The organism is Arthrobacter sp. DMZ02-1R, assembly GCF_057747935.1.
The window spans coordinates 1,236,920-1,262,537 of the sequence record NZ_CM173230.1 but is presented as its reverse complement, the minus strand read 5'-3'; the positions used below and the strand labels follow the sequence as shown (position 1 = coordinate 1,262,537).

Genomic DNA, 25,618 nt, shown 5'->3' with positions numbered 1-25,618 from the left:
AATGAAGACCACCACTCGACAGAAGGCGACCCGTGTCGGCCTGGCCGCCGCTGGAGCTGCCATTCTTCTGTTCGCCAGCGCATGCAGCAACAACAGCTCCGGCAGCGCCGGCAGCACCTCCGGGACAGCGTCACTGAAAGATGGCTTCGGTAGCCACGCTCAGAACCGGTCAGTGTATTTCTTGACTTACTACGACCCTGCCGGCGACGCCTTCTGGAACCAGATGGCCACCGGAGCCAAGGACGCAGCCCAGCTGGGCAACCTGAAGATGACTGAGCAGACCGCCGGCGGGGACGCGGCCAAGATGGGCGACCTCATCAACTCCGCCATCGCCAACAAGCCCGCCGCGATCTTCGTGCCCTTCAACGACCCGTCCTGGGAAGGGGCGGCCTGCGAGGCCTCCAAGGCAGGGATCTCCGTGTATGCCTTCAACGTTCCCCCCTCCGCCAACGCTAAGTCCTGCATCAAGGCGTTTGTCGGTCAGGACTTCAGGCAGGTCGGCCAGCTTGTCGGCCAGCGCCTGCTGAAGGAAGTCAAGATCGGCGCAGGGGACAAGGTCCTGTGCGCCGCCGAAGAGCCCACGCAGCAGTACGCCATCCAACGCGGCGGCGGCGTCGAAGACGCGCTCAAGGCCGTAGGCGCCAAGTGCACCTACCTGCGCACCTCGGGTGAAGACGCGGCTGCCCTCGACTCGATGACTTCATGGCTGACGGCCAACAAAGACGTCAAGGCGGTTGTCCCGCTGGGCGGCACCCCGCACCGCAACGCGGTTGCGGCCGAGGACGCCGCAGGGGTCAAAACCCCGATCATCGGCTTCGACACTTCCCCGCAGGTTATCGACGGCATCACCTCAGGCCGCATCATCGCCACCGCCGACCAACAAGGCTATGTCCAAGGGTTCCAGACCGTCCTCCAGGCCAGCCTCCAACTGGACTTCGGACTCTCACCGGCAGACCTCAACTCCGGCGGTAACGGCCTCATCGACAAGACCAACGTGGACAACCTCAAGGCCAAGGACCTGCAAGGCGTCCGCTGGTAACGAAACGCCGCGAGGTATGCGGGGCTCGACTCCGGGCCCCGCATACCAACACCAAACCCGCGTCACATGAACAGCAACACCAGGGCCTGCTAGATGGCCCGAACACAGAGAATTGAGAGAGCCGAAATGGCCAACATCAAGAATCCGACGGCACCCGTCGGGAGCGGACAGCTCCCTACTCCGGCGCTCGCCATGGACGAGACGCCGACAAGGCGGCGCCTCGCCGACAGCAGGCCCACCACTTTGTCGGGCAAGCTGAAGGAAAACCTGTACTACCTGCGGGGCCGCGGCGCCCTTGAGATCGGCGTTGTTTTCGTCGTCATCCTTGTCGCATTCTCGGTTTACAGCGCCGTGAGCCCGGGCTCGTTCCCGTTCCTGTCCAAGGACAACCTGTCCGGCGTCCTGTCCCAGAGCATCCCTGCGCTGGCGATCCTCGGCATCGGCGTCGGGGTCCTGATGATCTGCGGCGAGTTCGACCTCTCGGTCGGGGCGATGATCGGCTTCGCCGGCGTCGTGTTCATCCGCGTTTCCAACCAGACCGACTGGTTTGTCGGCCTGCTTGCAGCCGTGGCCAGCACGATCGTGATCGGTATCATCAACGGCCTGATAGTTGTCTACACGAGGATCCCTTCCTTCATCGCGACGCTCGGCATGAGCTTCTTCTGGACCGGTGCGTCGATCTTCATCAACGGCCTCACCCCGGCAACGTTCCTCCCGGGCGTCCGCACGCCGGAAGCGGTGAACATCCTCGCAGGTGATTACGGCTACTTCCGCTCACAGGTCGTATGGATGGTCGTCATCGGTATTGTCGCTTGGTTCTACCTGCACCGCCACAAGGCCGGCAACAAAATCTACGCGGTCGGCGGCAATGCCGCCGCCGCGGCCGCCGTATCGATCAAGCCCCGCGCGGTCAGGCTCCAGGCCTTCGCATTCCTCGGGCTCATGGTCGGCCTGGCCGCAGTCCTTATCGTGGGCCGCACCTCAGGCATGCAGCCGGGAACGACCGCTGACTACACCCTTCTCGCGGTGGCAGCAGCAGTTGTCGGCGGATGCTCACTCACCGGAGGCCGAGGCTCGATCACCGGCATGATCGTGGGCGCCGCATTGATCCAGACGATCCAGAACGGCCTCATCCTGGCCAAGGCGCCAGGTTTCTACGTCCAGCTCTTCCTCGGCGTCGCGATCGTCATCGCCGCGGTGTTCAACAAGTTCATGGAAGGCAAAGCATCATGACTTCCCAAGCCCCAGAGATGGCATCAAGCATGACGACGAACGGCGGACCGCTCCTCCGGATCGACAAAATCGTCAAGAGCTACGGCCCCAACACAGTCCTCAAAGACGTTTCCTTCGAGATCGGAAAGGGAGAAGTAGTCGGCCTCCTTGGTGATAACGGTGCAGGCAAATCGACCCTGGTGAAGATCATGTCCGGCGTCGTACCGATGACCAGCGGACAGTACTTCTGGGACGGCGAGGAAGTCGCCAAGGTTACCCGGCCCGAAACGGAACGCCGCGGTGTGGAGACCATCTTCCAGGACTCGGCCCTCATACCAACGATGTCCATCACCCGCAATATCTTCGCCGGCCGGGAGATCACCAACCGGTTCGGCTTCATGAAGATCAAGGAGATGGACGACATCACTACCGAGATCCTCGACTCGGTGGTCCACATCGAGGGCATCAAGAGCGCGAAGCAGCTCGTCGGATCCCTCTCCGGCGGGCAGGCCCAGGCCGTGGCGATCGCTCGAGCCGTCCACTTCAAGAGATCACTCCTCATCCTCGATGAGCCAACCTCGGCACTCGCCGTCAGGGCCACCGAAGCCCTGCTGAACTATCTCCTCCAGCTCAAGAGCGAAGGAGTCAGCTCGGTTCTCGTGACCCACAACCTCCACCACGCCTTCAAGGTTTGCGACCGCCACATCGTCATGAACCACGGCCGTAAAATCCTCGACATCCGCCGCGAAGACACTTCCGTCGAAGAGCTTACCGCCGCCGTCGTTGAAGGCGCCGAAGGCATCAAACGATTCCGCGAGGGCCGGGCACTCGCCTGAGCTGGCCCCACCGGTCAGAGCTATCCGTCTCCCTGCGGCGGTTGATGATGCGCAGCAAAGTCAAGCCGCCGCAGGGAAGGCGCACCTCAGGCAGCTGAACGGAGAACAAGCCACGGTGCAAAGCAACTGGGCCTTCAGGCACAAGCGCGTCCTGGTCACCGGCACGGCAGATGCAACCGGCCTCGCCACCGCTTCATCCTTCACCCAGGCAGGGGCCGAGGCCCTGAACGTCAGCGACGGTCAGGTAATGCATTAGCCCTTGTTCGTTGAATCCTGGCAATTTCTCGTGACGGCCCGAGGTGAGTTAGACACTTCCCGTATAATAGTCAGCAAAATGTAAGGTAGAAAAGACATGTTGTCGGCACCATTTGGCAGTGCAGGTTGTGCGCGTGACTCGCACTAAGCCTTCAGGGCGGCTTCACTCAATTACTCAGGAAGATGTTGCGCGCGAGGTGGGTGTGTCTCGGACACTCGTATCGTTTGCCTTCCGCGGGGCACCTGGCGTAAGCGATGAGACCAAGCAGGCAATCTTCGACGCGGCAAAACTTCTGGGCTATCGGCACAATGCAGCTGCCGCGGACCTGGCAAGAAAACGCCCGTCTACCGTCGGTCTTTTCCTTCTAGACCTCAGCAATGAGGTTTACGTTGATATTTTCAGCGGAGTGCGCGAGGCCCTCTCCCCTATGAAGAAACGCCTCATCCTCAGCGTTTCCCACTCCAGAGGCAGCGTCGACGAAGGATCGATCGGTTCGCTCATCGAAGCGCGGGTAGGGGTCGTCGTCGCGGCGACGCTCCTCGAGCCTGACGCGGACGTGCAGGAACTCGCGAGGAACGTGCCCCTCGTGAACGTCACGCGGCGCGTGGAAGGCGTTGACAGCGTGTATTCAAACGACATTGCGGGCGCGCGGGCCGCTACAGAGCATCTGCTCAGGCTCGGACACACCCGCGTTGCCCATGTGACCGGACCAACGCACCAAGGCTATGAGGAGCGTCGGCAGACCTACGAAAAGGTCATGCGCGAAGCCGGCCTCGTACCGCAGGTGGTGTTTGTCCACGACTACACCCAGGAAGCGGCGAGGCAAGCCTCCGATCAACTCTTCGGAGCATTGGACCGGCCGACCGCCGTCTTCGCGCACAACGACGAGATGGCGCTCGGCGTCCGCGAGAGCGCCTACGTACACGGCCTTGAGGTCCCACGGGACCTCTCCCTCGTCGGCTACGACAACTCGAGAATCGCCAGACTCCACGGAATCGATCTGACCTCTGTAGATCTCCACGCGCTGGAGCTTGGACGGACTGCCGGAATCACAGCCCTCGAAAGGCTTGCCAACCCCGCCCATCCTGTCATCGAGCGCATGCTCGAGCCGCGTCTGATCGTGCGCAGCTCAACAGCTGCGGCCCCCTAAGTGGTTGACGCGCCTTGGTAGTCGTTCAGATGCGCCGGGTCGGGACTAGGTTGGAACGGTCGAGTCCAGGACCAGCGACGGATTCGTTATCTGGATAAGGGACGCCCTGAGCGTGAGGAGATCTTTCCACTTTCGTGAATGCCGAGGTCTGATCGAGACCAAACCGCGAACGTCTCAGGCGTCGATGAGCCTCAAGTAGCGAAGATTCCGGAACTAACCCCGCTACGGATATGTCAGTGCGTCCTGCTTCGCTGCGGACGTGGCTTCCCTGGTTGCGGATGCTGTGACGTCCGCCAGGATCCGCGCGTGGATCTGGGCGGTGAGCTCGTGAACCGCACGCGTCAGGTCGGTGTTCTCTTCGAGCAGTTGCTCCTGGGCGTGGTAGTCACGGTCTGCCTTCACCTGCTGGAAAGCCGCTTGACGGTTCTGTCCGATCATGACGAACGTCGAGAGGAAGATCGCTTCCAACGAGACGATCAGCGTCAACGTCGGCCACGGACTCTGCTCGAACACGAGCATCCACACAGCGAAAAGCAAAATGTGCAGGTAGACGAAGTTCATCGATCCAGCGAAGGCCGTGATCGCATCCGCGACTCGAAGCTGAATGCTTGCAGCCCGGCGCTCGGCCTCCGCCAGGACCGATGGATGGAGCTTCGACCGCTCATTTTGAGAGAGCAACCGCGTAGGCCTCAGATAGGAGCGTGAATGCGGAAGATCGCCCGTCATGGACGTCGATCGGGTTCCGGTCTGTTGTGTCATGGGTTCAATCCCTTTGTTCGCGGCGAATCCATTTGGAGTGGGCGCTGCGCGTCTGCAGGACGCGGCACGGATGTCTAACAAACGTCTCCGCCAAACATGACGGTCCGCCTATTGCGCTGGTGTTGGGCCGCGGTTTACACGCGTCCTGCTGTTCCGACAGTCGAGCCGGAATCGGAGATAGAGATCATTGACTCGTCGACCTAACGACATCGACTAGGGAAGTTGTCCGACAGCGATGGGCTGGTTTTCCGTCACCGACGCGTAGACAGAACCCCAGATGAGACCAACGAGCGCGAGTACCGCCTACAGCCAAGTGCCACCGTGGGCACCGGCGATCATCGTGTCCGTTCGCGCCCGGGTCGGCAGGTGCGGGGGCCGCTGCCTGTGTGCCCCAATAAGCCCGGCGGCGTCATGAACAGCGGTGCGCTGGGTTTCACTGTATGGCGTCCCGCCGTCGTGGCGTGCTCTGATTCCCGGTGAGTGACCTCCCTGTTTGCTGGCCGTGCGTGTCGGAATCCGTTTCCAAGAGTAAGGAACAACAAGAATGTCTAGCCCAATGAACCGTTCTGTCCCCAATGCCGGCGCCCTCGGACAGCCACAGTGGCCGACGCCGGCCCATCCCGGCCCCTACGGCGAGGCGGGGCCGACGCATCTTTATGCGGCCCAGCCGAGGACGAACGTGCTGGCCATCATCTCGCTGATCAGCGCCTTCATGTTCAGCGCGGCCGCCGTGGTCACAGGCCACATCGCCCTGTCCGAGATCAAGCGCACGGGCGAGAACGGGCGCGGTATGGCGTTGGCCGGACTGATCATTGGCTATGTCGGCGTCGCGTTCATAATCGTGTTCTTCATCATCTATATCGCCGTGTTCTCCTCGATAATGGCGCACATTCCCAGCACAGGGACTGCGTACCGGAGCTGACAACGGCGCGACCCGCGACCACCGGTGGTCAAGGCGAGAAACCCTGAACAAGGGCCACCGACGTGAATGCCGCTGGGCTTCCCGGGACCATGAGTCCGACCGGCCCGATGCGGAGTGAACTGAATGTCCGAAAACTTGCCCAGGGAAGACCTGAACGCTGGTGATGTGTGGTCGTTCATGGCAGCACTCGCCGCATTAGCAGTTCCACCATCGTGACGTCCGTTCGATCACCGGCTCGCCGGCCCCGTGCCCCGGGGGCGTCCTGGTGAAGTCGATGTAATAGTTGAAGCCGGGGTCGTCCGTTCCGGGATGACCGGCGTGTGGTCGAGGGCATCATCTACCGGTATCGGTGCGGGATCGCATGGCGTGATGTTCCTAGCGGATTCGGCCCTTGGCAGACGATCTGGAAGCGGCACCGCCGCTACAGCGGCGACGGTACATGGGACAAGATCCTGGCCGAGCTGCTGACGTTGGCGGATTCCCGGGGCGCACCACCGGCGGACGACCTCCGGCCTTTGACAAGGAAGACTACAAAGGCAGGAACGTCGTCGAACGGATCTTCAATAGCTTCAAGCAGTGGCGCGGGCTGGCCACCCGCTACGACAAGCTCGCCCTCACCTACCGAGGCGGCGCCGTCCTTCGCGCCATCAGCATCTGGCTGACAGCATTAGGAGACACGCCCCAGTCCGGGCTGCGCCTCGGCCGGGCCACCGCGGACAACGGCGGCAGCTGGCGTGTGGAGGCAGGGAACGGGCTGTTCGCGTTGGTGAGATGCCTCGGTTCAGCCTTGCTTGGCGGCCCAGTCAGTGACGCGCTGCGCGCTTTCCTCTTCGGAGAGGTCCTCTACGCGGGTCATGATAGACCAACGCACCCCGTAGGGGTCCCGGATGCTGGCGAACCGGTCTCCTGAGACAAAGGTGGACAGCGGCTCCCGGACGGTGGCCCCGGACCGCTCGGCCCGCGCAACGATGGCGTCCGCATCAGCGCAGTAGAAGCCGACGGAGTAGCAGTCATCGTCGCCGTTCGGTGCCGGGACGAGGTGGTAGTCGGGGTTGGGCTCACCGATCTGGAGCCGGCCCTGGCCGAAGTCGAGTTCGGCGTGGACCACGATTCCGCCGATCTCGGTGGCATTGATGGTCCGCGCGCCGAAAACGTCCTGGTAAAAGGTGATCGCCTCCTTGGCAGGCGTAACCGCAAGGAACGGGGTGAGGCTGGTGAAGCCGTGCGGGATGCCGGATTTTGTGTGCTTGCCATCGGCAGCGGCGGTCAGTTCGGGGCTTGTAGTATCATCCATGGATCTCACGGTACGCGCGGGCCTGCCCCGGCGCCTTGGAGAATTGCGACAGCCCGGATTGGAGTGTCCGCCCATGGTGGGTTCGTTCAGGGGAATCCTCTACCCGGCCCGGCTTCCCACGTTTCACCGCGTGCCTGCGCCCGCGTCCGTGACGGACCTGGTGCAGTGGTTTTGGATCCCCGAATGGGACATTGAACCGGGGCATGCGTCACGCCAGCACCTGATCGCGTTCCCGACGTCCAACCTTGTGGTCGGGCCGGATCTTGTTGAGTTCGCCGGCCCAACAACCCGTCGGTCACATCGCGACCTCAAGGGCCGGGGCTGGGCGGTCGGGGCCCTCCTGCGCCCCGCTCTGGTGCCGCATTTTACGGATAATCCGGGAAGCCTGCGGGATGCCCAGCTGACACTTCCGCTCGGGGACCTCCAGGCCTCGGTGGCGGTGGCGATGAGCAGAACCGATCCGCGGGAACGCCGGCAACGCGCGGTGGAGGCGTTCACCGGCTGGCTGGTGGCGCAGGACACGGAGGTCTCCGAGGAGGGCATTCTTGCCAACGCGATGATGGACCTGATCGGAAAATGTACCGAGGTGACCCGCCTTGAGGACGTTGCGGCGCGCCTGTTTGTATCGCCGCGAACCCTGCAACGGATGGCGAGGAAGTACATCGGCCTGAGTCCGTCCGCGCTGATCCGAAGGCGCCGCCTGCAGGAGGCCGCCGACCGGTCACGGACCGACCCGGCGGCAGACCTCGCGGCGATCGCTGCCGAGCTCGGCTACACCGATCATGCCCATCTGACGAACGACTTTCAAAAGACCCTGGGATTCGCACCAAGCACGTACCGGCGATCAGTCCTTGAGGGCCTAGCCGGGAATCATAACGAGGTCAATGGCGCACCATTGCCACCCGCTACGACAAACGCGCACTGACTTACCGTGCCGGCGTCGTCCTCTACGCCGCGGCCGTAGCAGGGACGGAGCGTGAGTATCGCGGGTTGTCCGTGTTCAGGGTTCTGCTCGGGGTAGCCGGCGGCATTGCACTCGGAACCCTCGCGTCCACGACTGTTCCCGCCTCCTACAGCTTCGGGGTGGTGATGGCATTCGTCTTGATGATCTTCGGCTGGATAGCGGCCATCTTGCCGTCCATAAGGTTCCACCGCTCGTGGCCTCAGGCTGAATGCGCGGAGGTGGAAAAGGAGCCATGGAGTCAGGCAGCTGTGGATCGTTGGCGCCCTGGTCCACGACCCGGAAACCACCGCCGACGAACTCGAAGTCGCGTTGCGGACCCTAGTACCGGATCTCAGCCCCGGTTGGGCGGCCATAGTGTTCACGACCACGGACGTACAGGTACAGGCATTGCACCGCCTCGGGTTTGACCGTGCCAGCCAGAATTCCGGGCTGATGTACCGCACGCTCGCAGCAGCCATGCAGGCCAGCAGGTGAGCACCCATCGCGTGATAACCGCGCCGCCGCAATTCGTCGCAGACCGAGGTCTTGCCGGTGCCGGAACCGCCTTCGACGAGGTAGTTCTTTCTGCCCATGCCTGATAGTACCGAAGCGATACGCGAGACGAGGGCTGCGGTAGGCGCCGTCGTCTGCTGCTGGGAACGGCAGCGGAGAAAAAGTTCGTTTTCGTGCACGGACGCAGCCGGTTCCTGCAAGCTCCCAACTCCCTGTCTGTGAGTCGCAGAGCTATATGGCTCTCTTTTCGCAGCGCTATTTGGCGTGCTCGCCAATCCCAGCCGTCCCGTTGGCGGATCGTCCTGCGGGCAGATGTGTGAAAATTTTGCCATGTCTTCCCCGCAGTCACTGAGCGAAGCCGATCGCCGCATCGTCGCAGCGTGGGCGGCTGACTGTGCTGAGCGAGTCTTGGTCCTGTTCGAGACGGAGGCCCCGACAGACGGCCGACCACGTGATGCCATCGCTCGTACTCGGGCGTTTGCTCACGGTGAACTTGGCGCCGCCGGTGAGATTAGCCGGCGGTTCGTTGCTGGTCGGGCCGCGCACGCAGTGAGCTCTCCTGCGGCCGTGGCGGCCGCCCGGGCTGCTGGACAAGCCGCCGGCGTCGCTCACATGGGCGCGCACGCTCTCGGCGCAGCCGCCTACGCCGCGAAAGCGGCCGGGTTGGCCGCTCCGGATCAGCCCACGGCCATCTCCGACGAGATCTCCTGGCAACTCGAGCACATGAATGCTCAAGTGAGGGCGGCGCTTCAGCAGTTGCCGCCACTTGGTGAGGACTCCGCGGGCCCGCTAGGTTCCGGACTTCTCGCGTCGGGCCTTCTTGGGTCAATCATTCGGAAGATTCAGGCGGCTATAGTCATTATCTCGACTTGAAACACCATGCGGTGCTTCCGAACTCGCCCAACTCGCCGTAGGCAACAGCCAAGACTGATCGGAGCCCGTCCGGGTCCGAAGTTTCCGAATGGACATAGAACGAAGGCTTCGGGCCGAGTTCGTCTGCCCTGCGGTAATAGATCAGCACGCCGCAGCCATCGCGGAGAACCCGAAGCTTGAGCCTGCCGTTCGGGCAGGAGAAAAAGGTGTCGTCCTGCACAACATGCTCAGGTCCCGCGTCCGCCAAAGACGCGACCACCGGCAGCAGCTTTTCGATACTGGCCACACCCGCTTTGATTTCGATGTTCGTGACCCAGTTGCGATCGGCGAATCGCCCACTCGCGGGGGCTACCCCCGTCTGGTACGAATTCGCGGACACGCCGTCCGGGGAGCTCATGCCAGGCCAGACCATGAGCCTCGCTTTGAATAGACCCATTAACAAGTAGGCCCTTCGAATGGGCGGTCCGGCTGCCGCCATGACGGGTTGGCGCACCAGAGGTGTTGTGCATGGCTTATTGATTCTTCCGTCTGCCGAAGCCCCATCCAAGCGCTAGTGGGCCGCCATCTGCAAATAAGTTCCTAAGCATCTGCAGGATCCGGCGCCACATACTGCCCTCCGAGCCATTGCTCATGGGGAAAGCGTACATCGGGACGTCTTGAGGACCCCAGGCAGGGATGGTGTCTCACTAACCGACCTTCACCGGGCAGCTCAGTTGAAACGCTGACCGAAGGCTATGGCATTCAGATCATGGGCAGTTACGGTGGCTCCATGAGGGACAGGATGCTGCCGATCATATGCGGGATGGCAGAGTTCAATGACGCCCTCGACCACTACGAGACGGAAGGCTAGTGCCGTGCGGAAACTGATCTACGGCATGAATCTGACCCTGGACGGCTACATCGCCGCGGCCGGCGACGACATCGGATGGAGCGGGCCGAGCGACGAACTGTTCCAGTGGTGGCTCGACCAGGAGCGGGCTAGCAGCCTGTCGCTGTACGGCCGCAAGCTCTGGGAGACCATGAGCTCCTACTGGCCGACCGGCGACCGGCAGCCCAATGCCACCCCGGCGGAGATCGAGTTCGCGCGGAACTGGCGGGACACGCCTAAGGTGGTGTTCTCCTCGACGATCGACAAGGTCGGCTGGAACACCCGGCTGGTCACCGGCGACGCGATCGCCGAGATCACCCGGCTCAAGGCCGGGGACGGCGGCCCGATGAGCGTCGGCGGCGCAACGCTCGCCGGGGCGGCTATGCGGGCCGGGCTGATCGATGAATACGCGCTAGCCACATGTCCGGTTCTGGTGGGCGGCGGCACTCCGTTCTTCACCTCGCTGGACAGCTGGGTGAACCTGAACTTGGTGGAGACGCGGACGTTTCCCGGGGGCGTGGTCCTGACCAGGTACGAGACGAGGCGCTGAGCGTGATTCCTCCGCGCGGTCGGGGAAGTCTCCACCGCCACCGGCCAGGGTGGGGCCCGAAATCAGGGAATACTGTGTCTTGGTTGCCTCGCTGTAAGTCGGGCGGCACAGCGGCCGCTTTCGGTCGCGGGAAGGTCCAATGGGACAGACTCGCCTCCGGTGGGACTGGGGTGGCTTATGAAAGGGAATCACGTGTCGGGAAATGGATTCATGTTGGAGAACGTTGCGCTGCACGGGAGCAGGGTCCGTGTGGAGCCATATGAGGATGCCTTGAAGCGGCCGGTGGCCCGGGCGCTTGATTGCGACTCCGCGGCCTGGGACCTATTTGCCATGAGTGGGCAGGGGGCGCATTCTGCCGGCTGGTGGAGCAACCTCAACCGCCAGATCAGCACAGGCCAGTGGATCGCTTACGCGATCCGCAACCGCTCGAACCAGCGCATCGTCGGCACCACCAGTTTTCTAAACATCAGGCCCGAGCGCCAGTGCGTGGAGATCGGCGGGACGTTCCTGCATCCGGACGCGCGTTCCGGCTATGTCAACGCGGAATCCAAGCTCCTCATGTTTCAGTACGCCTTCGAGTGTGGGGCGCGCCGGGTGGAGTTGCTGACTGACCTGCGCAACACCCGAAGCCAAGCGGCGATCGCCAAACTGGGGGCCGTGCGCGAGGGCGTTCTGCGTCGCGATCGCATCACCTGGACCGGCCACGTGCGGGACAGTGTCCTCTATTCAATCACCGACCTGGACTGGCCTGACGTGCAGGACAGGCTGAAGACGCGCTTGTCACCGTAGGCATCAATGTTTTCCCCTCATTTCCCGGAAATCATGGCTATCGGCTGAAGGGACTCATTGAAACAGAAGCCCGTCGAGCAAAGCGCATAACTGGCCCCGAGGCCGGTAGCCGGAATGCAACGGTCACTCGGTGCACCGTTGTCATCGGATCAGCAGATGGGTGGAGCGGAACGGGGATGGGCAATGTCAGCGGCCAGGCCGGAGGACACGCAGGCCTGGCCGACCATGCCAAGCGAGAGCGTCCTGACCGGTCAGCCTTGGGCAGATAGGGAGTCCCCGCAGCCTGATGGCGTGATGATCCCTACCTGGAACCGGCACCGCCCCAGGCCGCCACACCGAACGGGCCTCCTCAGTGCCCCCGGGTCTGCTGGCCCGCGGTATCGCACTGTCCGCCCGGTGAGCGGTCAGACCGCAATTCTTGTCGTGTCGGCCTCAGCTGCGGGTTGGTTTGGGCATGATTGCCGTTGCCGTCAGGATTCAGTAGGCAGCAGGTCAATATCCCTGCGCAGGTGAGGGTTTTAGTGGTTCCCTCAGTCTCTCCGGCACCTGCTTTGCCGGTCGGACAACCTGGACGATCGGCCCCCAAATGACGGACACGGACCGGGCCGGCTGTCTCTACATCCTGGGTGAACTCCAGGGAGGCGTCGAGTAAAGACCCGCGCAGAACTCACCCACACCCGTAAGCGGCTGAGATTGTGTCCGGATATGAATGAAAGGATTGAAATGGCTACGTTGGTGCCCTTCGGCCTGAAGCGGTCTGCTGGCGCCGCGACGCAAGTTCGCTATGAACAGCAACACGCTGTGTACATTCGGTGGATCAACGGACTGAAAATACCTGAGGTTCAGCGCGCCGTCTTGATTGTCCTTTTGGGGATGGTAGACAGGGTTGAGTTCACGGACGGCCGCTGTGCCGGCGTCACGTACCTGGCAGAGCTCGCACGACGCGCTGGAATACCGCTGGGCGTCGAGGACGTTCTCCGCGCGTTGGTAAACGGAGGGCATCTGAGCGTTCACCCGGCCGCAGAGGTCTTCGATGACCGACGTCCTGGTATCGTCTTTCGGTTGCTCCGCCCTGATGTTGTCCTGACTGTTGAGTCAGCTGGACCATTGTGGAAGGTCGGCTCCTTGGCCAGCAAAGCCTCAACATTCCAGAAAACAGCATCAGCTCCAGGTGCCCTTCAGCTGTGAGCAACTACCACGCCAATTCCGGCGGTGAGGCAGCCTCTACAACTCCAACGTCCTGATGCTCATCCACATCCCAGCGGACGGTTCCAAGGCGACGGGTATCTCGATTCCCCGCGACGACTACGTCCAGGTCAGTGGCATCCCCGGAAGCGGCCCGTTCAACGCCAAAATCAAAGAGGCGTACGGTTACGGTTTCGCGGCGGCGAAGACCTCCTTGATCAATGCAGGCAAGCCCGACGACGACGCGACCTACCAGGCAGCGCGCGACGCCGGCGACAGCCGCTCCCGCAGCCGCCGCGCCCGGGACGTCCGCACCCGTAGCCCCACCCGTCTCGGAGGCTGCAACCCAACCAGAAGCCACCCCGCCAGCACCTGCGAGCAACGTCTACGCGGATTCCACCGGGGCCCTCCAAGGCGGCGCCATCCCCTGCGTCAAATAGCCATGACGCTGTGTCCGAGGTTCCGCACCCCTCCGTCGAGGTAAATCAGCCGCACGGGCCGATCTTCTTCCCCGTCGTGCAAAGCCACGCGTGTCAACGGTTCCGCAAGACCGCCGTCGCGGGTTTCGTGATCGGTGGCGTCGCCTCCGCGGCCATGTAACCCCCTGGCGATTGAAACGCGGTGCTTAGGTGTGCTGGAACAGCCGTGGCTGGCCCAGGCGCCGCAAAACAGCGGCCGGGTGCCCCGGCAAGTCATCTCCCGGAGCTGGCGGCTGCTCGCTGGAGGGTGTGCGGATCCGTTCGGTCATCTCGGAAAGGGATCCGTCCGGAAGAAGATCCTCCAAGTCCAATGCTTCCGTCTTGTCGGACTGGGTGCGGTTGTGCCTCCGGGCACCGGCGACTCCTGACAGGGCGGCCAGGACGGTGAAGACCACGACGGTGAAGACCACGACGCAGAGGACGCCCACGGCCAAGGCTGCGATGAGGAACACCGCGAGCGTTCCCGCATAGACCAGGAGATTGATGTCGATCATCTTCGGATGCCCCGTTCGGGGTCGGTAATGACCTCACGTACGGCGGCCAGGACGTCCCTGGTCTTGGCCAGCAGGTTCACGGGGTCCCCCGGTTCGACCAGGGCCTGCCGGTACAGCACATAGGTGTCGGAGAGTTCGCGCATCTTGGCGGCGTCGACGTCGACCACGGCGGGCTCATTTCCCTCCTCGCCCGGCTTGCTTTGGGTGTTCATGGTCTCCTCGAAGTTTTCGCTCATTAGCCGGCGGCCTGATCCAGGACGGTTTGTCTCTCATACGCGGCCCGCAGGCCTGCCCTGGCACGGATCAGCAGGGCCGAGACGGCGTTAGCGCCAATCCCCATCAGAGGGGCGATGTCCCGGGGCGCCTCCCCCAAAACCTCGACGTGCCAGAGCACCGTCCGCCAACGCACCGGCAGGGAACGCATCGCGGCCGCGATCTGTTCGTGTTCGAACAAAGCAAGCGCGGTTTCCAGGCCCGGATCCTCGTAGGGTCCCGGGTCCAGGTCCTCGTCCGGGGCAGGCTGCTCACGGCATTGCTTCTTCCAGAAGGTGTTCGCCACTGACCGGATCGCCGTATTCAGGTACGGCCCGAAAATATCCGTCGGCCCGTAGCCATTCCGGATCGCGCCCACAGCCTTGGCGAACGCGTCATGGAACACGTCCTCGGCGTCCTGGGACCCATCCATGAGGCCGCCGATGAACCGTATGCCCGGTTCCCGGTACCGGGCATACAAAACCGCCATCGCCTGCGGATCCCCGGAACGGACACCGTCCAGCAGATCCGACTCAGGACCCAAAGGCCCCTCCGGTGCCCTCGGCCCAGCTGTAGGCCCAGTGATCTGGTGCCCCTCCCCTGATGAAACGTATTCAACTATGTGCATTGCCGTTGCCCGTTCTACTTCCCTGAGACCAAAAGGAACCGGGAACGCCCCACCGCTTCCCTTACCCTTTTCACCGGAAACGGGCACGTTTCATGACGCGGAAAACGAAAAATTAGTGGAATCTTAAAATATGAGGCCGAAAACAGGGCCGACCCGACTGTATTCCCGGCCTTGAGGCACCAACGTAGGCTTCACCGACGAAGTGGGCGAGTTCGTAGGCAATGACGGAACCATAGACAGTTGGCCGCCCTTCGTAGGCTGCTTTCTCGGCAAGGGCCGGGGCGTTCAGGCTGATCTGCTCCGTGACATGTCCGCGGCGCCCGTCACGGATAAGACTCCGTTGCACCTGACCACCCATCACGAAAACGTTCAACCACAGAAGGGCGGTGCCCAGCCGACATCGCCTTTCGCTGGGTACCGCCCGTCCGGGGTAGTTCACGGAGGTCTCACGTCCGTTCACTTTGTGCAGTCCACGGTCCGTCGGCTGGGGGTCGTTGGCCGCCGGACAGCATGGGCAACCACTGCGCCTGCACCTAGACCTAACCAGCCAGCCGCTGATTCCTGACGAACTCGTTCATCTAAGAACGTCATTCTGGCGCCATGTCCTTTGCCCGGGCGCTCCCGACGACCCGGCATATATGGATTTGCGTTGTGCCGCAGCATTATTGGCCAGGATTCAACGCCTCTGAAGCCAGTCTCCTTCGGCGTCGCGGCCGGCGCCGTGGCACTGTACCTTGTCGGCTCCAAACACCGCGTGAACCGGACCACGTTCTGGGCGCTGATGGTCGTGATCGCTACCGTTGCCTGAAGTCAGACACGCAATCCTCAGCGTCGACGGCGGATGGTTCGTCACGTCCCTGCAGGGCGGGAGTTAAAGGCGAGACGGTTGGCCTTGGGATCGAGTTGTGACGACGTACCCCTCAAGACCAACCGTCCTTCATGCCCGTCCTAGCGAACCAGGGTCACTAACCCATATCGCGAGGTGCCTCCTGATATTGAAAACCCCAGCGCCAGTCCTTCACCGGCGCAGATGCGTCATCTTCGTGCGGCTCTTCGGTCAAAGCCGTCGCACACAGATGTCGTATGCCCGGCTTCAGGCCGGATTCGAGGGGGCAGAGGGATGATCCACCACACACCACATTTGGCCGGGGGGACCACTGCGGACGGAAGTGGCGGAGCATCGGCATCGGGCGACCGCGCCTCGCCGCCCGGAGCACAAAGGCCGGTGGACTGACAGCGGCCGCCGCGTCGCTCGTGGCCGGGCTGCTGGCGGCTGCCTCGATGGCGGCGCTGACTGCGACGCCGGCCCCTGCTGCGGTTCCTTATGCCGGAGATGTTCGTTTCGATGGCCCCTAACGCCGTCCGGGATCCCGCCAGACCAGCCGAGGTGAGGATCGACGTCCAGGTTTCGGACGTCCGGGAATCAAAGACGGGAGTCGGCTACTTCCAGACGACCGCCACGTTTCTTGTGGACGGGATCAGGATCGCGGGCGGAAGGGCCGGTGCAAGGACCGTTGATCCCGTGGTCTACGACCGACTCAGATCCGGCAGCGAAACCACCGAGGGGAACAAGACCAGTCCAGAATCCGGACGGGTGGCTCCGGTTTCGGCGGCGATGGTCGGTCATGATTCGGCCTGGAACGTTGTCCTTGGCAGAAACACGGGCAAACGACGGTGGCCTCTGCGCGTGGATGTCTCAAACCCTGTTCTTGTCGATCATCCTCTGGACCATGTTCCAGGCGTGGTGCTGATCGAAGCAGTACGGCAGGCCTTGCGGCTGCAGCTGATGGATCCATCGCTCGATTTTGCGTTCTTTGATGCCCAGTTCATGTCCATCGTCGAGCTCGGAGCTGAAACCGAGGTCGTCCTGGAAACCCCGTCCGGCGGCCCGGGTCCGGCAACGGTGGTTGCGAGTATTCAAAGCTACGGCGAAGTCATGATGCGCGCTATCGTGGAGCTCAGATCGCCGCAGGTCCAGAACACTGGCAACTAATCGGCTCGATCGGTCTGGTTTATCGGAAGGCGCCGCGTTCCGTAGGCGGCACGGAGACCAGCGCGGGCCTTGTCGAGTAACACCGGGACCTCTTGCGGCTCAATTCCCAGTACCTGAGCAATGGCGATGGACGGTTCGCCAAGCGCCTCCGCATGCCAAAGCACAGTATGCCAGCTCTCCGGCAGCGAGAGCAACGCAGCGAGGAGCTCCTCGCTGTGCAACCCGTACAACCCGCGCCCAGCGCCCCTGGTCTCTCGCCCCGGGCTCGCGAGCGATCGCACAGAAGTGCTCAGGCAGTTTGGACAACGGCAGTGGGGAGCTCAACGGCTTGCCGCGTCGGGACGTGCGGATCCATGGATTGATGTCTGGTCAGCTCTGCGTCGAGCTCCATCCAGGTCGGCGGATTGGCGCCAGGACGGCTCACGGTGATCGCGGCTGCCATGGAGGCGCTGCGGCCTATCCTTTCGAGAACGGACGGGGCGAGGCCTTCTCCGGTGCGGTTCAGGAGCCCATGGATCAGTGCGGACATGTAGGAGTCGCCGGCGCCGATGGTGTCGGCTACCTGTGTTGCCACCGCGGGGATGCTGAGTTGAGTGGCGGCGGTGGACAGCAGGGAGCCTGAGGAGCCTGTGGTGATGACCGCCAGTTCGGTGCCCAGGCCGAGGAGCCGGGCCGAAATGTCTTCGAGCGGTGTTCCGGGGTATAGCCAGAGTGCATCGTCATCGCTGAGTTTGACGACGTCGGTCAACGGCACGAGTTCTTCGAAGATTGTTTTCGCTTCGTGGTGGCTTCCCAGCAGTGCGGGTCTGATGTTGGGGTCATAGGTGACGAGGCACGAGGCGTGGCATTGCAGCATCAGGGACCGGACGGCAGCTGCTCCGGGAGCGAGGAATGTCGCGATGGAACCCGTGTGGAAGACCTTGGGAAGGAAGCTCGGAACGGCCGGGGTCAGGTCCCAGCGGATGTCGAATTCATAGCTGGCAGAGCCGTCGACGGCGAGGGTCGCCGTCGCGGTAGCTGTCCTGTCCAGCGAGGTGGATCCGGGCAACAGTTGCACCCCGGCGCTGTCTAGGTGTTTCCTGATCATCTGGCCGTGCGGGTCCTCGCCGATCGCGGTCCTCAGGCCTGTGCTGACGCCGAGGCGGCCGAGCCCGTAGGCGACATTCGCCGGTGATCCGCCCGGATGTTCGACCGTGCCGGTGCCGGACTTGACGATGTCGATGAGGGCCTCGCCCACGACGACGACGTCCAGGACCCGCGAGTGCTCCGGGGCCAGTTCAAGGGTCTTCATGATCTTCTTTCTTCACGTGTGCAGGCAGGATATTTCCGTGTCTGGTTGGGGGGTGGTTTCTGCCCGGAGGTTGCGGGGCAGGTTCCGGCCAGAAGCCCGGAAGGAGGGTTCACGGCCAGAACCTGCCCAAGCAACTACGGCAAGAATCCGGTTCTTATGCGGTGGCAGCGCCCGTCATGATGGCGACCGCGTCGGTCATGTTGTGGGACTCAGGGGTGATTGTGGCGGCGCATTTCCCGAGGCGTTGGATGTGGATCCGGTCTGCCACATCGAAAACGTGCGGCATGTTGTGGCTGATCAGGATGACCGGCAGGCCACGGTCGCGCAGGTCCCTGACGAGCTGCAGCACCTGGTTTGATTCGCGGACACCGAGGGCCGCGGTCGGTTCGTCCAGGACGACGACCTTGGAGCCGAAGGCAGCAGCCCGGGCAACCGCGACTGCTTGCCGTTGTCCGCCGGAGAGGTTTTCGACGGCCACGGTGACGTCCTGCAGGGTGGAGATCCCGAGGCGTGTCAGCTCTTCCTTCGCCCGTTTGCGCATGCCGTTGGTATCCAGGACGCGGAAGAGTTTCCCGAAGATGTTCGGGAGGCGTTCTTCCCGGCCAAGGTAGAGGTTGGAGGCCACGTCCAAGGCGGGGGACACTGCCAGGTTCTGGTAGACGGTTTCGATGCCGTGGGCGCGTGCGTCCTGCGGGCGTTTGAAATGGACTCGCTCACCGGAGAGAAAGATTTCGCCTTCGTCCGGGATTTCCGCTCCTGTAAGGCACTTGATCAGGGTCGATTTTCCCGCACCGTTATCGCCGATGATTGCCAGCACTTCCCCGGGGTAGAGGTCCAGGCTGACCCCGTCCAGGCCCACGACCCGGCCGAAGGTCTTCACGAGGTTCCTGGCTTGAAGGATCGGCGTCCTGTTCGGATCCTGGGGCGGGACTGACGGGACTGAGGCTTCTGTGACGGTCATGACTTCACCTTTCGGATCCACTGGTCCACGGACACGGCGACGATGACGAGGATGCCCACGGCTAGGGTCTGGTACAGGACGTCGAGGCCGGCCAGGGACAGGCCGTTGCGGAAGACGCCGACGATGAGGGCACCGAGCAGTGATCCCCAGATGGAGCCTCGCCCGCCGAAGAGGCTGGTACCACCGATCACGACGGCGGTGATGGAGTCGAGGTTGAGGTCCACCCCGGCATTCGGGCTGGCCGCGTTCGTCCGGCCGATCTGGATCCAGGCACCTACCGCCAGCACAGCGCCGGCTGCCAGGTAGACGCTCATCAGCACACGGCTGACGGGAATGCCGGCCAGCCGGGCGGCTTCCTTGTCATCGCCCACGGCGTAGACGTGGCGCCCCCAGGCCGTCTTGCCCAGGATGAAGGCCACGACGCCGTAGAGCAGGAGCATCATCACCACACCCGTGGAGATGCGGACCCCGCCGATAGGGAAGGTCGTACCGGTCCAGGTGAGCAGGTCCGGCATTTTGGATCCGCGCACGGTGGCTCCGTTGGAATAGAGCAGGGTCAGCGCGATGAAGATGTTCAAGGTTCCCAGGGTGACGATGAACGGTGGGAGCTTGAGCCGGGTGACCAGGAGGCCGTTCAGGGCGCCGGCGACCAGGCTCGTGGCGAGCCCGGCAAGGAGGGCAAGGATGGCCGGGATACCGTTGTTGACGGCGGTCTGGGCAACCACCATGGAGGCCAGGACCATGACGGCACCCACCGACAGGTCGATGCCTGCGGTCAGAATGATGAGGGTCTGGGCGATCGCCAGGGTACCGATGACGGCGACCTGCTGCGTGATCAGGGACAGGTTCTCTGGGCGGAGGAACCGGTCGTTGAGGATCCCGAAGATGATGACGGCCACGAGCAGCACGATGGCCGGGCTCAGGGCCGGGTAGCGGTGGAGAACATTCCGGATCCGGCTCAACGGTGTGCTTCGGTCAAGGAATTCTTCGGCAAGGTCCGCGTGGGCCGGCGGCGGTCCCGCGGTTTGTTGCTGGGTCACATTAGCTCCTGCATTAAGCATTGAGGGGTGTATCGGCGGCCGGTCCCGGGACCAGGAGCCCCGGAACCGGCACGGGTTTGCTTACTTGCCCCAGCAGATCTGGGCTGCGGCGGTGGTGTCGATGCTCGTCAGGCCGGAAACGGCCTTGTCGGTGACGAGCGCGGAGCCGGTGTTGAAGAAGTCCAGGCCCGCGGAGACCGTGGGCTTCTTGCCTGACGTGGCCAGGTCCTGGATCGCCTGGACGCCGAGCTGGGCCATCTTCACCGGGTACTGCTGCGCGGTGGCACCGATGATGCCGGACTTGACGTTGTTCACGCCGGTGCAGCCGCCGTCGATCGAGACCACCAGCACGCCCTTTTCCTTACCGGCGGCCTTCAGCGCCTCGTAGGCGCCCGCCGCGGCCGGCTCATTGATCGTGTAGACGACGTTGACGTTCGGGTTCTTTGACAACAGCGTTTCCATCGCCGTGCGGCCGCCGTCCTCGGCGCCTTGCGATGCCTGGTTGCCGACGATCTCGTAGTCCCCGCCCTTGCCGCCGGTGTACTTACCGGTCTTGGCCTCATCGCCGTTCTTGGTCTTGTCGGCGGTGGGGATGCCCATCCCTTCGAGGAATCCCTGGTCGCGGTTGTAGTCAACCGACACGACCTTGTCGCTGAAAAGGTCGATGAGGGCGATGGTGGCCTTCTTGCCATCCAGCTGCGCCGCAGTCCACTGCCCGATCTGCTTGCCGGCGGCGAAGTTGTCGGTCGCGAAAGTGATGTCCACGGCACTGGCCGGGTCCGGCGGGGTGTCCAGGGCGATCACGAACAGCCCGGCGTCGCGGGCCTTCTTGATCGCATCGACGACGGCCGGGCCGTTCGGGGTGATCAGGATGCCTTTGTCGCCCTTGGAGATGGCGTTCTCGATGGCCTGGATCTGGGTGTCCTCGTCGCCGTCGGACTTGCCCGCGGCAAGCTTCAGGTCAATGTTTCCGCCCTCAGCCGCCTTCTTCGCACCGTCTTCCATCGCAACGAAATACGGGTTGGTGGTCGTCTTGACGATCAACGAAACACCGACTTTGGCGCCGGCGGAAGCACCGCTGGACGCAGGGGCCGAAGAACCGCCGCCACAGGCCGTCAGGCTGATGGCGCCAAGCGTCAGAACAGCACCGACGGCGAGGAAGCGGTTGACGGCCGGCCCGAAGGCTTTGGAACTCAACATTGAATCTCCTGTTTTGTATGAGGCACTTACCCGTGCCTGACAACGATGTCATGTAAGATGTAACCCGGATCACAGAGGAGAGTCAATAGTTCTCCGAATAAGAAGGAGCAGGTCGTTGACAACGTTGTCTAATCGTTACCAAGCCGAAGCCTCGAAACAACGCCCGACCATGCGCGACGTCGCGGCATTGGCTGGTGTGGGGATCAAGACAGTCTCCCGGGTCGTCAATGATGAACCCGGGGTTTCGGAGGCCAAAAGGGTGCGGGTTCTCCGGGCCGTGGAACAGCTGAACTACCAGGTGGACCTGGCTGCGGGCAGTCTTCGCCGCACCGGCCGCCGGACCTTGACCATCGGCTTGCTTCTGCCGAGCGTCGCCAACCCGTTCAGCGGGGAAATCCACCGGGCAATTGAAGATGCCCTGGCCGCCCGCGGCATAGCCGTGTTTGCCGCAAGCCTGGACGATGATCCGGAACGTGAGAAAGCCCTCGTCGCCGCGTTTCTCCGGCGGCGCGTAGACGGGCTCATCCTTACCCCGATTGCCAAGAGCCAAGCGCACGTCATTCCTGAACATTCCCACGGCCTGCCGATAGTTTTCATTGACCGCGAACCAACCGGGATCGAAGCCGATGCCGTGGTGAGCGACAACGCCGCCGGCGGAGCGCGGGCAGCTGCCCATCTGATCAGCCACGGCCATACCCGGCTGGCATACCTGGGAGACCGGACAGACATCCAGACCGCGCGGGAACGACGCCGGGGGTTCCTGGAAGAACTCGGCCGCTCCGGGATTCCCGCGTCCGAGGTCCCCGCCATCGAGGGCCTTCACGATGAAGAGGCAGCCCGCCTCGCCACACTCGAACTGCTGGCCTCCGGGAATCCCCCCACCGCCATATTTTCCAGCCAGAACCTGGTTACCTTCGGCGCCATGAGGGCACTGAAGGAAGCAGGCGCGAACCACAAAGTGGCCCTGGTCGGGTTCGACGACTTTGCCCTCGCGGACATGATGGAACCGGGCATCACCCTCATCGCCCAGCACCCCGAACGCATCGGAAAACTCGCCGCCGAAAGGATCCTGGCCCGGATCGACGGCGACCAAAGCCGGCCCGGTACTTGGGTCGTCCCCTCGGAGCTCATCGTGCGCGGCTCGGGCGAACTCCGACCGGCGAGCTGACCCAAACCCAACCGACCACTCAAACAATTTCGTCTGAAAGCAAGGAACCCACCATGACCAAAACGTTGTATGCAGAATTCACGGTCAAGCCCGGCTGCGAAGCCAGGGTCGCGGAAATGATGCGAGAGCTAACCGAACACGTCCGCGCCGAGCCGGGAAACGTTGTCTTCTGGCCCTACACGAGGGAATCCCGGCCCAACGAGTACTTCGTCTTCGAGGTCTACCGCGATCAGGCCGCCTTCGAGGAGCACATCGGCGCCCACTACGGACGGAAGTTCAACGAAGAACTCGCGAGCCTCATTGAGGGCGACGGATCGGAACTGACATGGCTCCAAGCGATTCATTAGCCGTCGGCACTGTCCTCGGAGCCTGCGTCTTGCTCACATCGCGCTCCCCGCGGGATCGACCCACCGCGGGGAGCGTCATAACATCCGCGTTCTGCGGTTGATATGTCGTTGCCCCAGAAGCAAAGACACCCGGCCCATGGCACCCCCGAGGACACGCAGGCTTTGCCGGGGAAAGGACCGGTGGATGCATGGAACGAGAACTACCCCTGAGGGGAATCAATCTCCCCCGGATGACGGAGAACGCCCTGCTGAGGTCGGGTGTGCAGACCGTCGGACAACTCATCGCCCTATCCGCCAAAAACCTACGGGAAGACATCGCCGGCATCGGAGCCGGCAGCATCCTGGCCATCGAGGACGCTCTCAGCAATGAAGGCCTGCGTCTCGCTCCCGACAACGGAAGCTACCGATACGTCCGTCCCTCAGACCGTCACGTCCGCAACCACAAGGCCTGGCTGCAACCCGTCGTCGAGTTGCCTGTGCCCGCTCCGGGCAAAATCGTGCGGACGTCCGACCATCCAGATCGCCTACTCGATCACCGCAGCGCTCAACTAAGGCAAGGCCCCCGCTGACCCACCGGCGGCCACCAACACCTTCTGCTGACCGACGCGTTCGGGGTTCCGTCATGCATCTCTCCCAACACCCCGCCCAAGTCCCCCTGCCGGTTCGGCGTCATCTTCAACCCCGACCTCGGTTAACCCGCCAAGCATGACGTGCGGGGACATCAAGCGAGGGGGAAGACCAAAGACCTGCGACCAAGGGAGCAACACAATGACCACACAATTCAATCTCTACGTTGACGAGGACGATTGCTTGAGGTTCCAGCTCGTCACTGGAAGCGGAGAGGTGCTGCTCACTTCGGATGCGTTTGAGAACGAAGATGCTGCCATCGCAGGAATCTGGTCTGTGCGCGAAGCCGCCACCAACGGTCGCATCGTGGATCTCACGGGTCGGGTGTCCGAACGCGCAACTGACTAACGAAGCCACGACTCGACGGCGGCGGTCCAGGAATCAGGCGCCGGATGTTGTCAGTGAAGGGATCGGCGGGGAAAAGCCTGGCTTCGGATTCCCCGCCGATTTCGAGCAGGATCGACGTGATCCAAGTTTCCATGTCGCTGTCGTGCGCCAGCCGGCTGACGTAGGACGCCACGTCAAGACCGGCAATTATGGCCACCGGCGAGCCTCCGCGATCATCCGGACCGGCGTAGACCGTTTGTCCACGCGGTGAAGATCAGTCTTCTAACTCCGCTTCGGGCGGATCATGACGTCCACGTGATGTTCGGCTCGATGCTGAACCTGGATCTTCCGAAACGTCCGGAACACCCGCAGCGGCCAACTTCAGGGCGCCTCGGTTAGCTTTCCAACGACCCGATCTTGATCAGTGCTTCTTGAAGCCTGTCTGCCAGCCAAGGCACCTCCACGTGCGCCAGCTGGGATTGAGCCCACACTCCGGAGACCTGATCCAGGGGGTAGGTCGCCTGACGCTGAAGCGTGAGGATACGCTGCAATCGATCTTTTGTGGCATCTGATTGGCTAGCAGCATCGTCAGCGATGCTCAGCGTCTGGGTTGTGGCTTGGGGATTCATCTTCGTTCCTTTCGCGACGGCAGCCGTGGCAAGGCCCATGGTCGCGCATCTTGCCTTGGTCCAGGGCAGACGGTCGGGCTGATCCACTTCATTCCTCCGTCTGCCCCGGGAAGTCACGGATCGCCGTTCCATGCCTTCACTGCGGGCCAGAGTCTCCACCGCGGCCCGTACCCCACTAACCGCGCGGTGCCAAGTTCCTGACGCGACGATCGGCAGGCTTCGTGTCTATCGGTTCAACGCGGCGCCGCCGGTCAGGGCTGTCGATCAGCGTCACAATCCAGGCGTGCACGGGTTGAACGGTCATGAAGATTGCTCCGCTCAGGACTGGGGAATCGCTCCCATTGCCCACCGCAACCGTCAGTGTTGGCGCGGTCGAACTTGACGAGCTCAGGGCTCGCTGGGTCGCGTTCCAATCCGTGTCGGATCGAAACAAGGAAAAATTCGACCCAGTCGCGTCATTGCGATGCACGGGTGCGGTCCTCGACGCCGTCGGGGACGTTATCGCGACGGCCGGACAAGCGGTAACCAGACCGTCCATCCGATGAAAAGCTCTGCATTTGCTGACCAAGCGGAGATCGCTGATCCGTGTCCGGATGGAGGTCTGCTCGCCTTTGTCTTGGCCGAGAACCGCAACGATGTTATGAGCCTGGGCATGTTTGCCTACTACGTTTCACGACACCCGCTCAGCAAGGAGTGTCTGCTTCGTCCAACCGTTCTGCGATATCTCGAAACTGCTTTGGCGGCTGGCCTGCTTTCCGTCGGTGACATGATCGGCACTTTGCACAGACCTTGGAACATCTCCTACACAGCAGCGCTGGGGCACATCGAAGCAGCCTGGCCGGTGGAGGCGGACTCAACGTTCACCGGATTGCGCGATATCTGTTGGCTGGCCAACACGGCAAAGGGAAACCAGGCTGCAGAGCTACGCGCATACCGACTGAGCCAGGACGGCGCCGCACACATGTGAACGCGCCCCCCAGGTTATTCGTTGTC

Annotated in this window: 30 protein-coding genes and 1 pseudogene; 20 read left to right on the top strand and 11 right to left on the bottom strand. The window is 62.9% G+C overall.

Features of this window, described 5'->3' with window-relative positions:
- Position 1 precedes the first annotated feature (1 nt).
- The 5 genes from AC3ANQ_RS06090 to AC3ANQ_RS06070 all read left to right on the top strand — a co-directional run bounded on the left by AC3ANQ_RS06090 (position 2) and on the right by AC3ANQ_RS06070 (position 4,493).
- Positions 2-1,039: a substrate-binding domain-containing protein gene (locus AC3ANQ_RS06090; protein WP_488305266.1), complete on the top strand. Its 1,038-nt coding sequence runs from the start codon at positions 2-4 to the stop codon at positions 1,037-1,039.
- A gap of 126 nt (positions 1,040-1,165) precedes the next feature.
- Complete coding sequence (locus AC3ANQ_RS06085) at positions 1,166-2,272, top strand: ABC transporter permease (protein WP_488304261.1); 1,107 nt, start codon at positions 1,166-1,168, stop codon at positions 2,270-2,272.
- Positions 2,269-3,087, top strand: coding sequence for an ATP-binding cassette domain-containing protein (locus AC3ANQ_RS06080; RefSeq protein ID WP_488304260.1), 819 nt, complete (start codon positions 2,269-2,271; stop codon positions 3,085-3,087). Before AC3ANQ_RS06085 ends, AC3ANQ_RS06080 begins: the two co-directional genes overlap by 4 nt.
- Positions 3,088-3,202: 115 nt before the next feature.
- A complete protein-coding gene (locus AC3ANQ_RS06075) occupies positions 3,203-3,343 on the top strand; it encodes a hypothetical protein (RefSeq protein WP_488304259.1) in 141 nt (46 codons plus the stop codon).
- A gap of 118 nt (positions 3,344-3,461) precedes the next feature.
- A complete protein-coding gene (locus AC3ANQ_RS06070) occupies positions 3,462-4,493 on the top strand; it encodes a LacI family DNA-binding transcriptional regulator (RefSeq protein ID WP_488304258.1) in 1,032 nt (343 codons plus the stop codon).
- Between the two features lie 222 nt (positions 4,494-4,715).
- Here AC3ANQ_RS06070 and AC3ANQ_RS06065 read toward each other — a convergent pair whose 3' ends face one another.
- Positions 4,716-5,252, bottom strand: a complete 537-nt coding sequence (locus AC3ANQ_RS06065; RefSeq protein ID WP_488304257.1) for a DUF1003 domain-containing protein — start codon at positions 5,250-5,252, stop codon at positions 4,716-4,718.
- A 544-nt stretch (positions 5,253-5,796) separates the two neighbouring features.
- On the opposite strand from AC3ANQ_RS06065, the gene AC3ANQ_RS06060 reads away from it, so the two are divergent.
- The gene (locus tag AC3ANQ_RS06060; protein WP_488304256.1) at positions 5,797-6,174 is read left to right on the top strand and encodes a DUF4190 domain-containing protein; all 378 of its coding nucleotides are present in this window, start codon (positions 5,797-5,799) and stop codon (positions 6,172-6,174) included.
- Between the two features lie 290 nt (positions 6,175-6,464).
- Positions 6,465-6,835: pseudogene (locus tag AC3ANQ_RS06055) on the top strand (transposase); the annotation flags it as partial.
- 120 nt (positions 6,836-6,955) lie between these two features.
- Here AC3ANQ_RS06055 and AC3ANQ_RS06050 read toward each other — a convergent pair.
- Positions 6,956-7,468, bottom strand: a complete 513-nt coding sequence (locus AC3ANQ_RS06050) for a VOC family protein (protein ID WP_488304255.1) — start codon at positions 7,466-7,468, stop codon at positions 6,956-6,958.
- A 73-nt stretch (positions 7,469-7,541) separates the two neighbouring features.
- Between AC3ANQ_RS06050 and AC3ANQ_RS06045 the strand changes: the two genes are divergently transcribed.
- The gene (locus tag AC3ANQ_RS06045; protein ID WP_488304254.1) at positions 7,542-8,393 is read left to right on the top strand and encodes a helix-turn-helix transcriptional regulator; all 852 of its coding nucleotides are present in this window, start codon (positions 7,542-7,544) and stop codon (positions 8,391-8,393) included.
- 861 nt (positions 8,394-9,254) lie between these two features.
- The gene (locus AC3ANQ_RS06040; RefSeq protein ID WP_488304253.1) at positions 9,255-9,797 is read left to right on the top strand and encodes a putative immunity protein; all 543 of its coding nucleotides are present in this window, start codon (positions 9,255-9,257) and stop codon (positions 9,795-9,797) included.
- On the opposite strand, the gene AC3ANQ_RS06035 is transcribed toward AC3ANQ_RS06040, so the two are convergent.
- Entirely contained in the window at positions 9,784-10,194 is a 411-nt protein-coding gene (locus tag AC3ANQ_RS06035; protein WP_488304252.1) for a class IV adenylate cyclase, read from the bottom strand. The genes AC3ANQ_RS06040 and AC3ANQ_RS06035 overlap by 14 nt on opposite strands.
- 457 nt (positions 10,195-10,651) lie before the next feature.
- On the opposite strand from AC3ANQ_RS06035, the gene AC3ANQ_RS06030 reads away from it, so the two are divergent.
- The 4 genes from AC3ANQ_RS06030 to AC3ANQ_RS06015 all read left to right on the top strand — a co-directional run bounded on the left by AC3ANQ_RS06030 (position 10,652) and on the right by AC3ANQ_RS06015 (position 13,673).
- On the top strand, positions 10,652-11,215 hold the full coding sequence (locus tag AC3ANQ_RS06030; RefSeq protein WP_488304251.1) for a dihydrofolate reductase family protein: 564 nt from the start codon (positions 10,652-10,654) through the stop codon (positions 11,213-11,215).
- Between the two features lie 210 nt (positions 11,216-11,425).
- The gene (locus AC3ANQ_RS06025) at positions 11,426-12,004 is read left to right on the top strand and encodes a GNAT family N-acetyltransferase (RefSeq protein ID WP_488304250.1); all 579 of its coding nucleotides are present in this window, start codon (positions 11,426-11,428) and stop codon (positions 12,002-12,004) included.
- Positions 12,005-12,727: 723 nt separating this feature from the next.
- Positions 12,728-13,192 (top strand): hypothetical protein, encoded by a 465-nt coding sequence (locus AC3ANQ_RS06020; protein ID WP_488304249.1) that lies wholly within the window; start codon positions 12,728-12,730, stop codon positions 13,190-13,192.
- A gap of 55 nt (positions 13,193-13,247) precedes the next feature.
- Positions 13,248-13,673, top strand: coding sequence for a hypothetical protein (locus tag AC3ANQ_RS06015; RefSeq protein WP_488304248.1), 426 nt, complete (start codon positions 13,248-13,250; stop codon positions 13,671-13,673).
- Positions 13,674-13,814: 141 nt separating this feature from the next.
- On the opposite strand, the gene AC3ANQ_RS06010 is transcribed toward AC3ANQ_RS06015, so the two are convergent.
- Genes AC3ANQ_RS06010 through AC3ANQ_RS06000 form a run of 3 tightly spaced genes read right to left on the bottom strand, consistent with a single transcriptional unit; the run spans position 13,815 to position 14,958 of the window.
- A complete protein-coding gene (locus AC3ANQ_RS06010) occupies positions 13,815-14,162 on the bottom strand; it encodes a hypothetical protein (RefSeq protein WP_488304247.1) in 348 nt (115 codons plus the stop codon).
- Entirely contained in the window at positions 14,159-14,398 is a 240-nt protein-coding gene (locus tag AC3ANQ_RS06005; protein ID WP_488304246.1) for a hypothetical protein, read from the bottom strand. Before AC3ANQ_RS06005 ends, AC3ANQ_RS06010 begins: the two co-directional genes overlap by 4 nt.
- Entirely contained in the window at positions 14,398-14,958 is a 561-nt protein-coding gene (locus AC3ANQ_RS06000; RefSeq protein WP_488304245.1) for an RNA polymerase sigma factor, read from the bottom strand. The genes AC3ANQ_RS06005 and AC3ANQ_RS06000 overlap by 1 nt, the downstream gene beginning before the upstream one ends.
- Positions 14,959-15,691: 733 nt before the next feature.
- Between AC3ANQ_RS06000 and AC3ANQ_RS05995 the strand changes: the two genes are divergently transcribed.
- Complete coding sequence (locus AC3ANQ_RS05995) at positions 15,692-15,850, top strand: hypothetical protein (protein ID WP_488304244.1); 159 nt, start codon at positions 15,692-15,694, stop codon at positions 15,848-15,850.
- 537 nt (positions 15,851-16,387) lie between these two features.
- The gene (locus AC3ANQ_RS05990; RefSeq protein WP_488304243.1) at positions 16,388-17,035 is read left to right on the top strand and encodes an AfsA-related hotdog domain-containing protein; all 648 of its coding nucleotides are present in this window, start codon (positions 16,388-16,390) and stop codon (positions 17,033-17,035) included.
- 289 nt (positions 17,036-17,324) lie between these two features.
- Here the strand turns inward: AC3ANQ_RS05990 and AC3ANQ_RS05985 are convergent, their stop codons facing one another.
- The 4 genes from AC3ANQ_RS05985 to AC3ANQ_RS05970 form a co-directional block, all read right to left on the bottom strand.
- Complete coding sequence (locus AC3ANQ_RS05985; protein ID WP_488304242.1) at positions 17,325-18,326, bottom strand: carbohydrate kinase family protein; 1,002 nt, start codon at positions 18,324-18,326, stop codon at positions 17,325-17,327.
- Between the two features lie 154 nt (positions 18,327-18,480).
- On the bottom strand, positions 18,481-19,287 hold the full coding sequence (locus AC3ANQ_RS05980) for an ATP-binding cassette domain-containing protein (protein ID WP_488304241.1): 807 nt from the start codon (positions 19,285-19,287) through the stop codon (positions 18,481-18,483).
- A complete protein-coding gene (locus tag AC3ANQ_RS05975) occupies positions 19,284-20,327 on the bottom strand; it encodes an ABC transporter permease (protein ID WP_488302467.1) in 1,044 nt (347 codons plus the stop codon). Before AC3ANQ_RS05975 ends, AC3ANQ_RS05980 begins: the two co-directional genes overlap by 4 nt.
- Positions 20,328-20,408: 81 nt before the next feature.
- A complete protein-coding gene (locus AC3ANQ_RS05970; protein WP_488304240.1) occupies positions 20,409-21,527 on the bottom strand; it encodes a substrate-binding domain-containing protein in 1,119 nt (372 codons plus the stop codon).
- Between the two features lie 169 nt (positions 21,528-21,696).
- Between AC3ANQ_RS05970 and AC3ANQ_RS05965 the strand changes: the two genes are divergently transcribed.
- The 4 genes from AC3ANQ_RS05965 (at position 21,697) to AC3ANQ_RS05950 (ending at position 24,017) form a co-directional block, all read left to right on the top strand.
- Positions 21,697-22,695, top strand: coding sequence for a LacI family DNA-binding transcriptional regulator (locus AC3ANQ_RS05965; RefSeq protein ID WP_488305265.1), 999 nt, complete (start codon positions 21,697-21,699; stop codon positions 22,693-22,695).
- 53 nt (positions 22,696-22,748) lie between these two features.
- A complete protein-coding gene (locus AC3ANQ_RS05960) occupies positions 22,749-23,042 on the top strand; it encodes a putative quinol monooxygenase (RefSeq protein WP_488304239.1) in 294 nt (97 codons plus the stop codon).
- Between the two features lie 230 nt (positions 23,043-23,272).
- Positions 23,273-23,611, top strand: a complete 339-nt coding sequence (locus AC3ANQ_RS05955; protein WP_488304238.1) for a hypothetical protein — start codon at positions 23,273-23,275, stop codon at positions 23,609-23,611.
- Between the two features lie 199 nt (positions 23,612-23,810).
- Positions 23,811-24,017 carry a YegP family protein gene (locus AC3ANQ_RS05950; protein ID WP_488304237.1) on the top strand — a complete coding sequence of 69 codons (207 nt, stop codon included), beginning with the start codon at positions 23,811-23,813 and terminating at the stop codon, positions 24,015-24,017.
- A gap of 374 nt (positions 24,018-24,391) precedes the next feature.
- On the opposite strand, the gene AC3ANQ_RS05945 is transcribed toward AC3ANQ_RS05950, so the two are convergent.
- Positions 24,392-24,712: a hypothetical protein gene (locus tag AC3ANQ_RS05945; RefSeq protein WP_488304236.1), complete on the bottom strand. Its 321-nt coding sequence runs from the start codon at positions 24,710-24,712 to the stop codon at positions 24,392-24,394.
- A 454-nt stretch (positions 24,713-25,166) separates the two neighbouring features.
- On the opposite strand from AC3ANQ_RS05945, the gene AC3ANQ_RS05940 reads away from it, so the two are divergent.
- Positions 25,167-25,592: a hypothetical protein gene (locus AC3ANQ_RS05940; protein ID WP_488304235.1), complete on the top strand. Its 426-nt coding sequence runs from the start codon at positions 25,167-25,169 to the stop codon at positions 25,590-25,592.
- Positions 25,593-25,618: the final 26 nt, after the last annotated feature.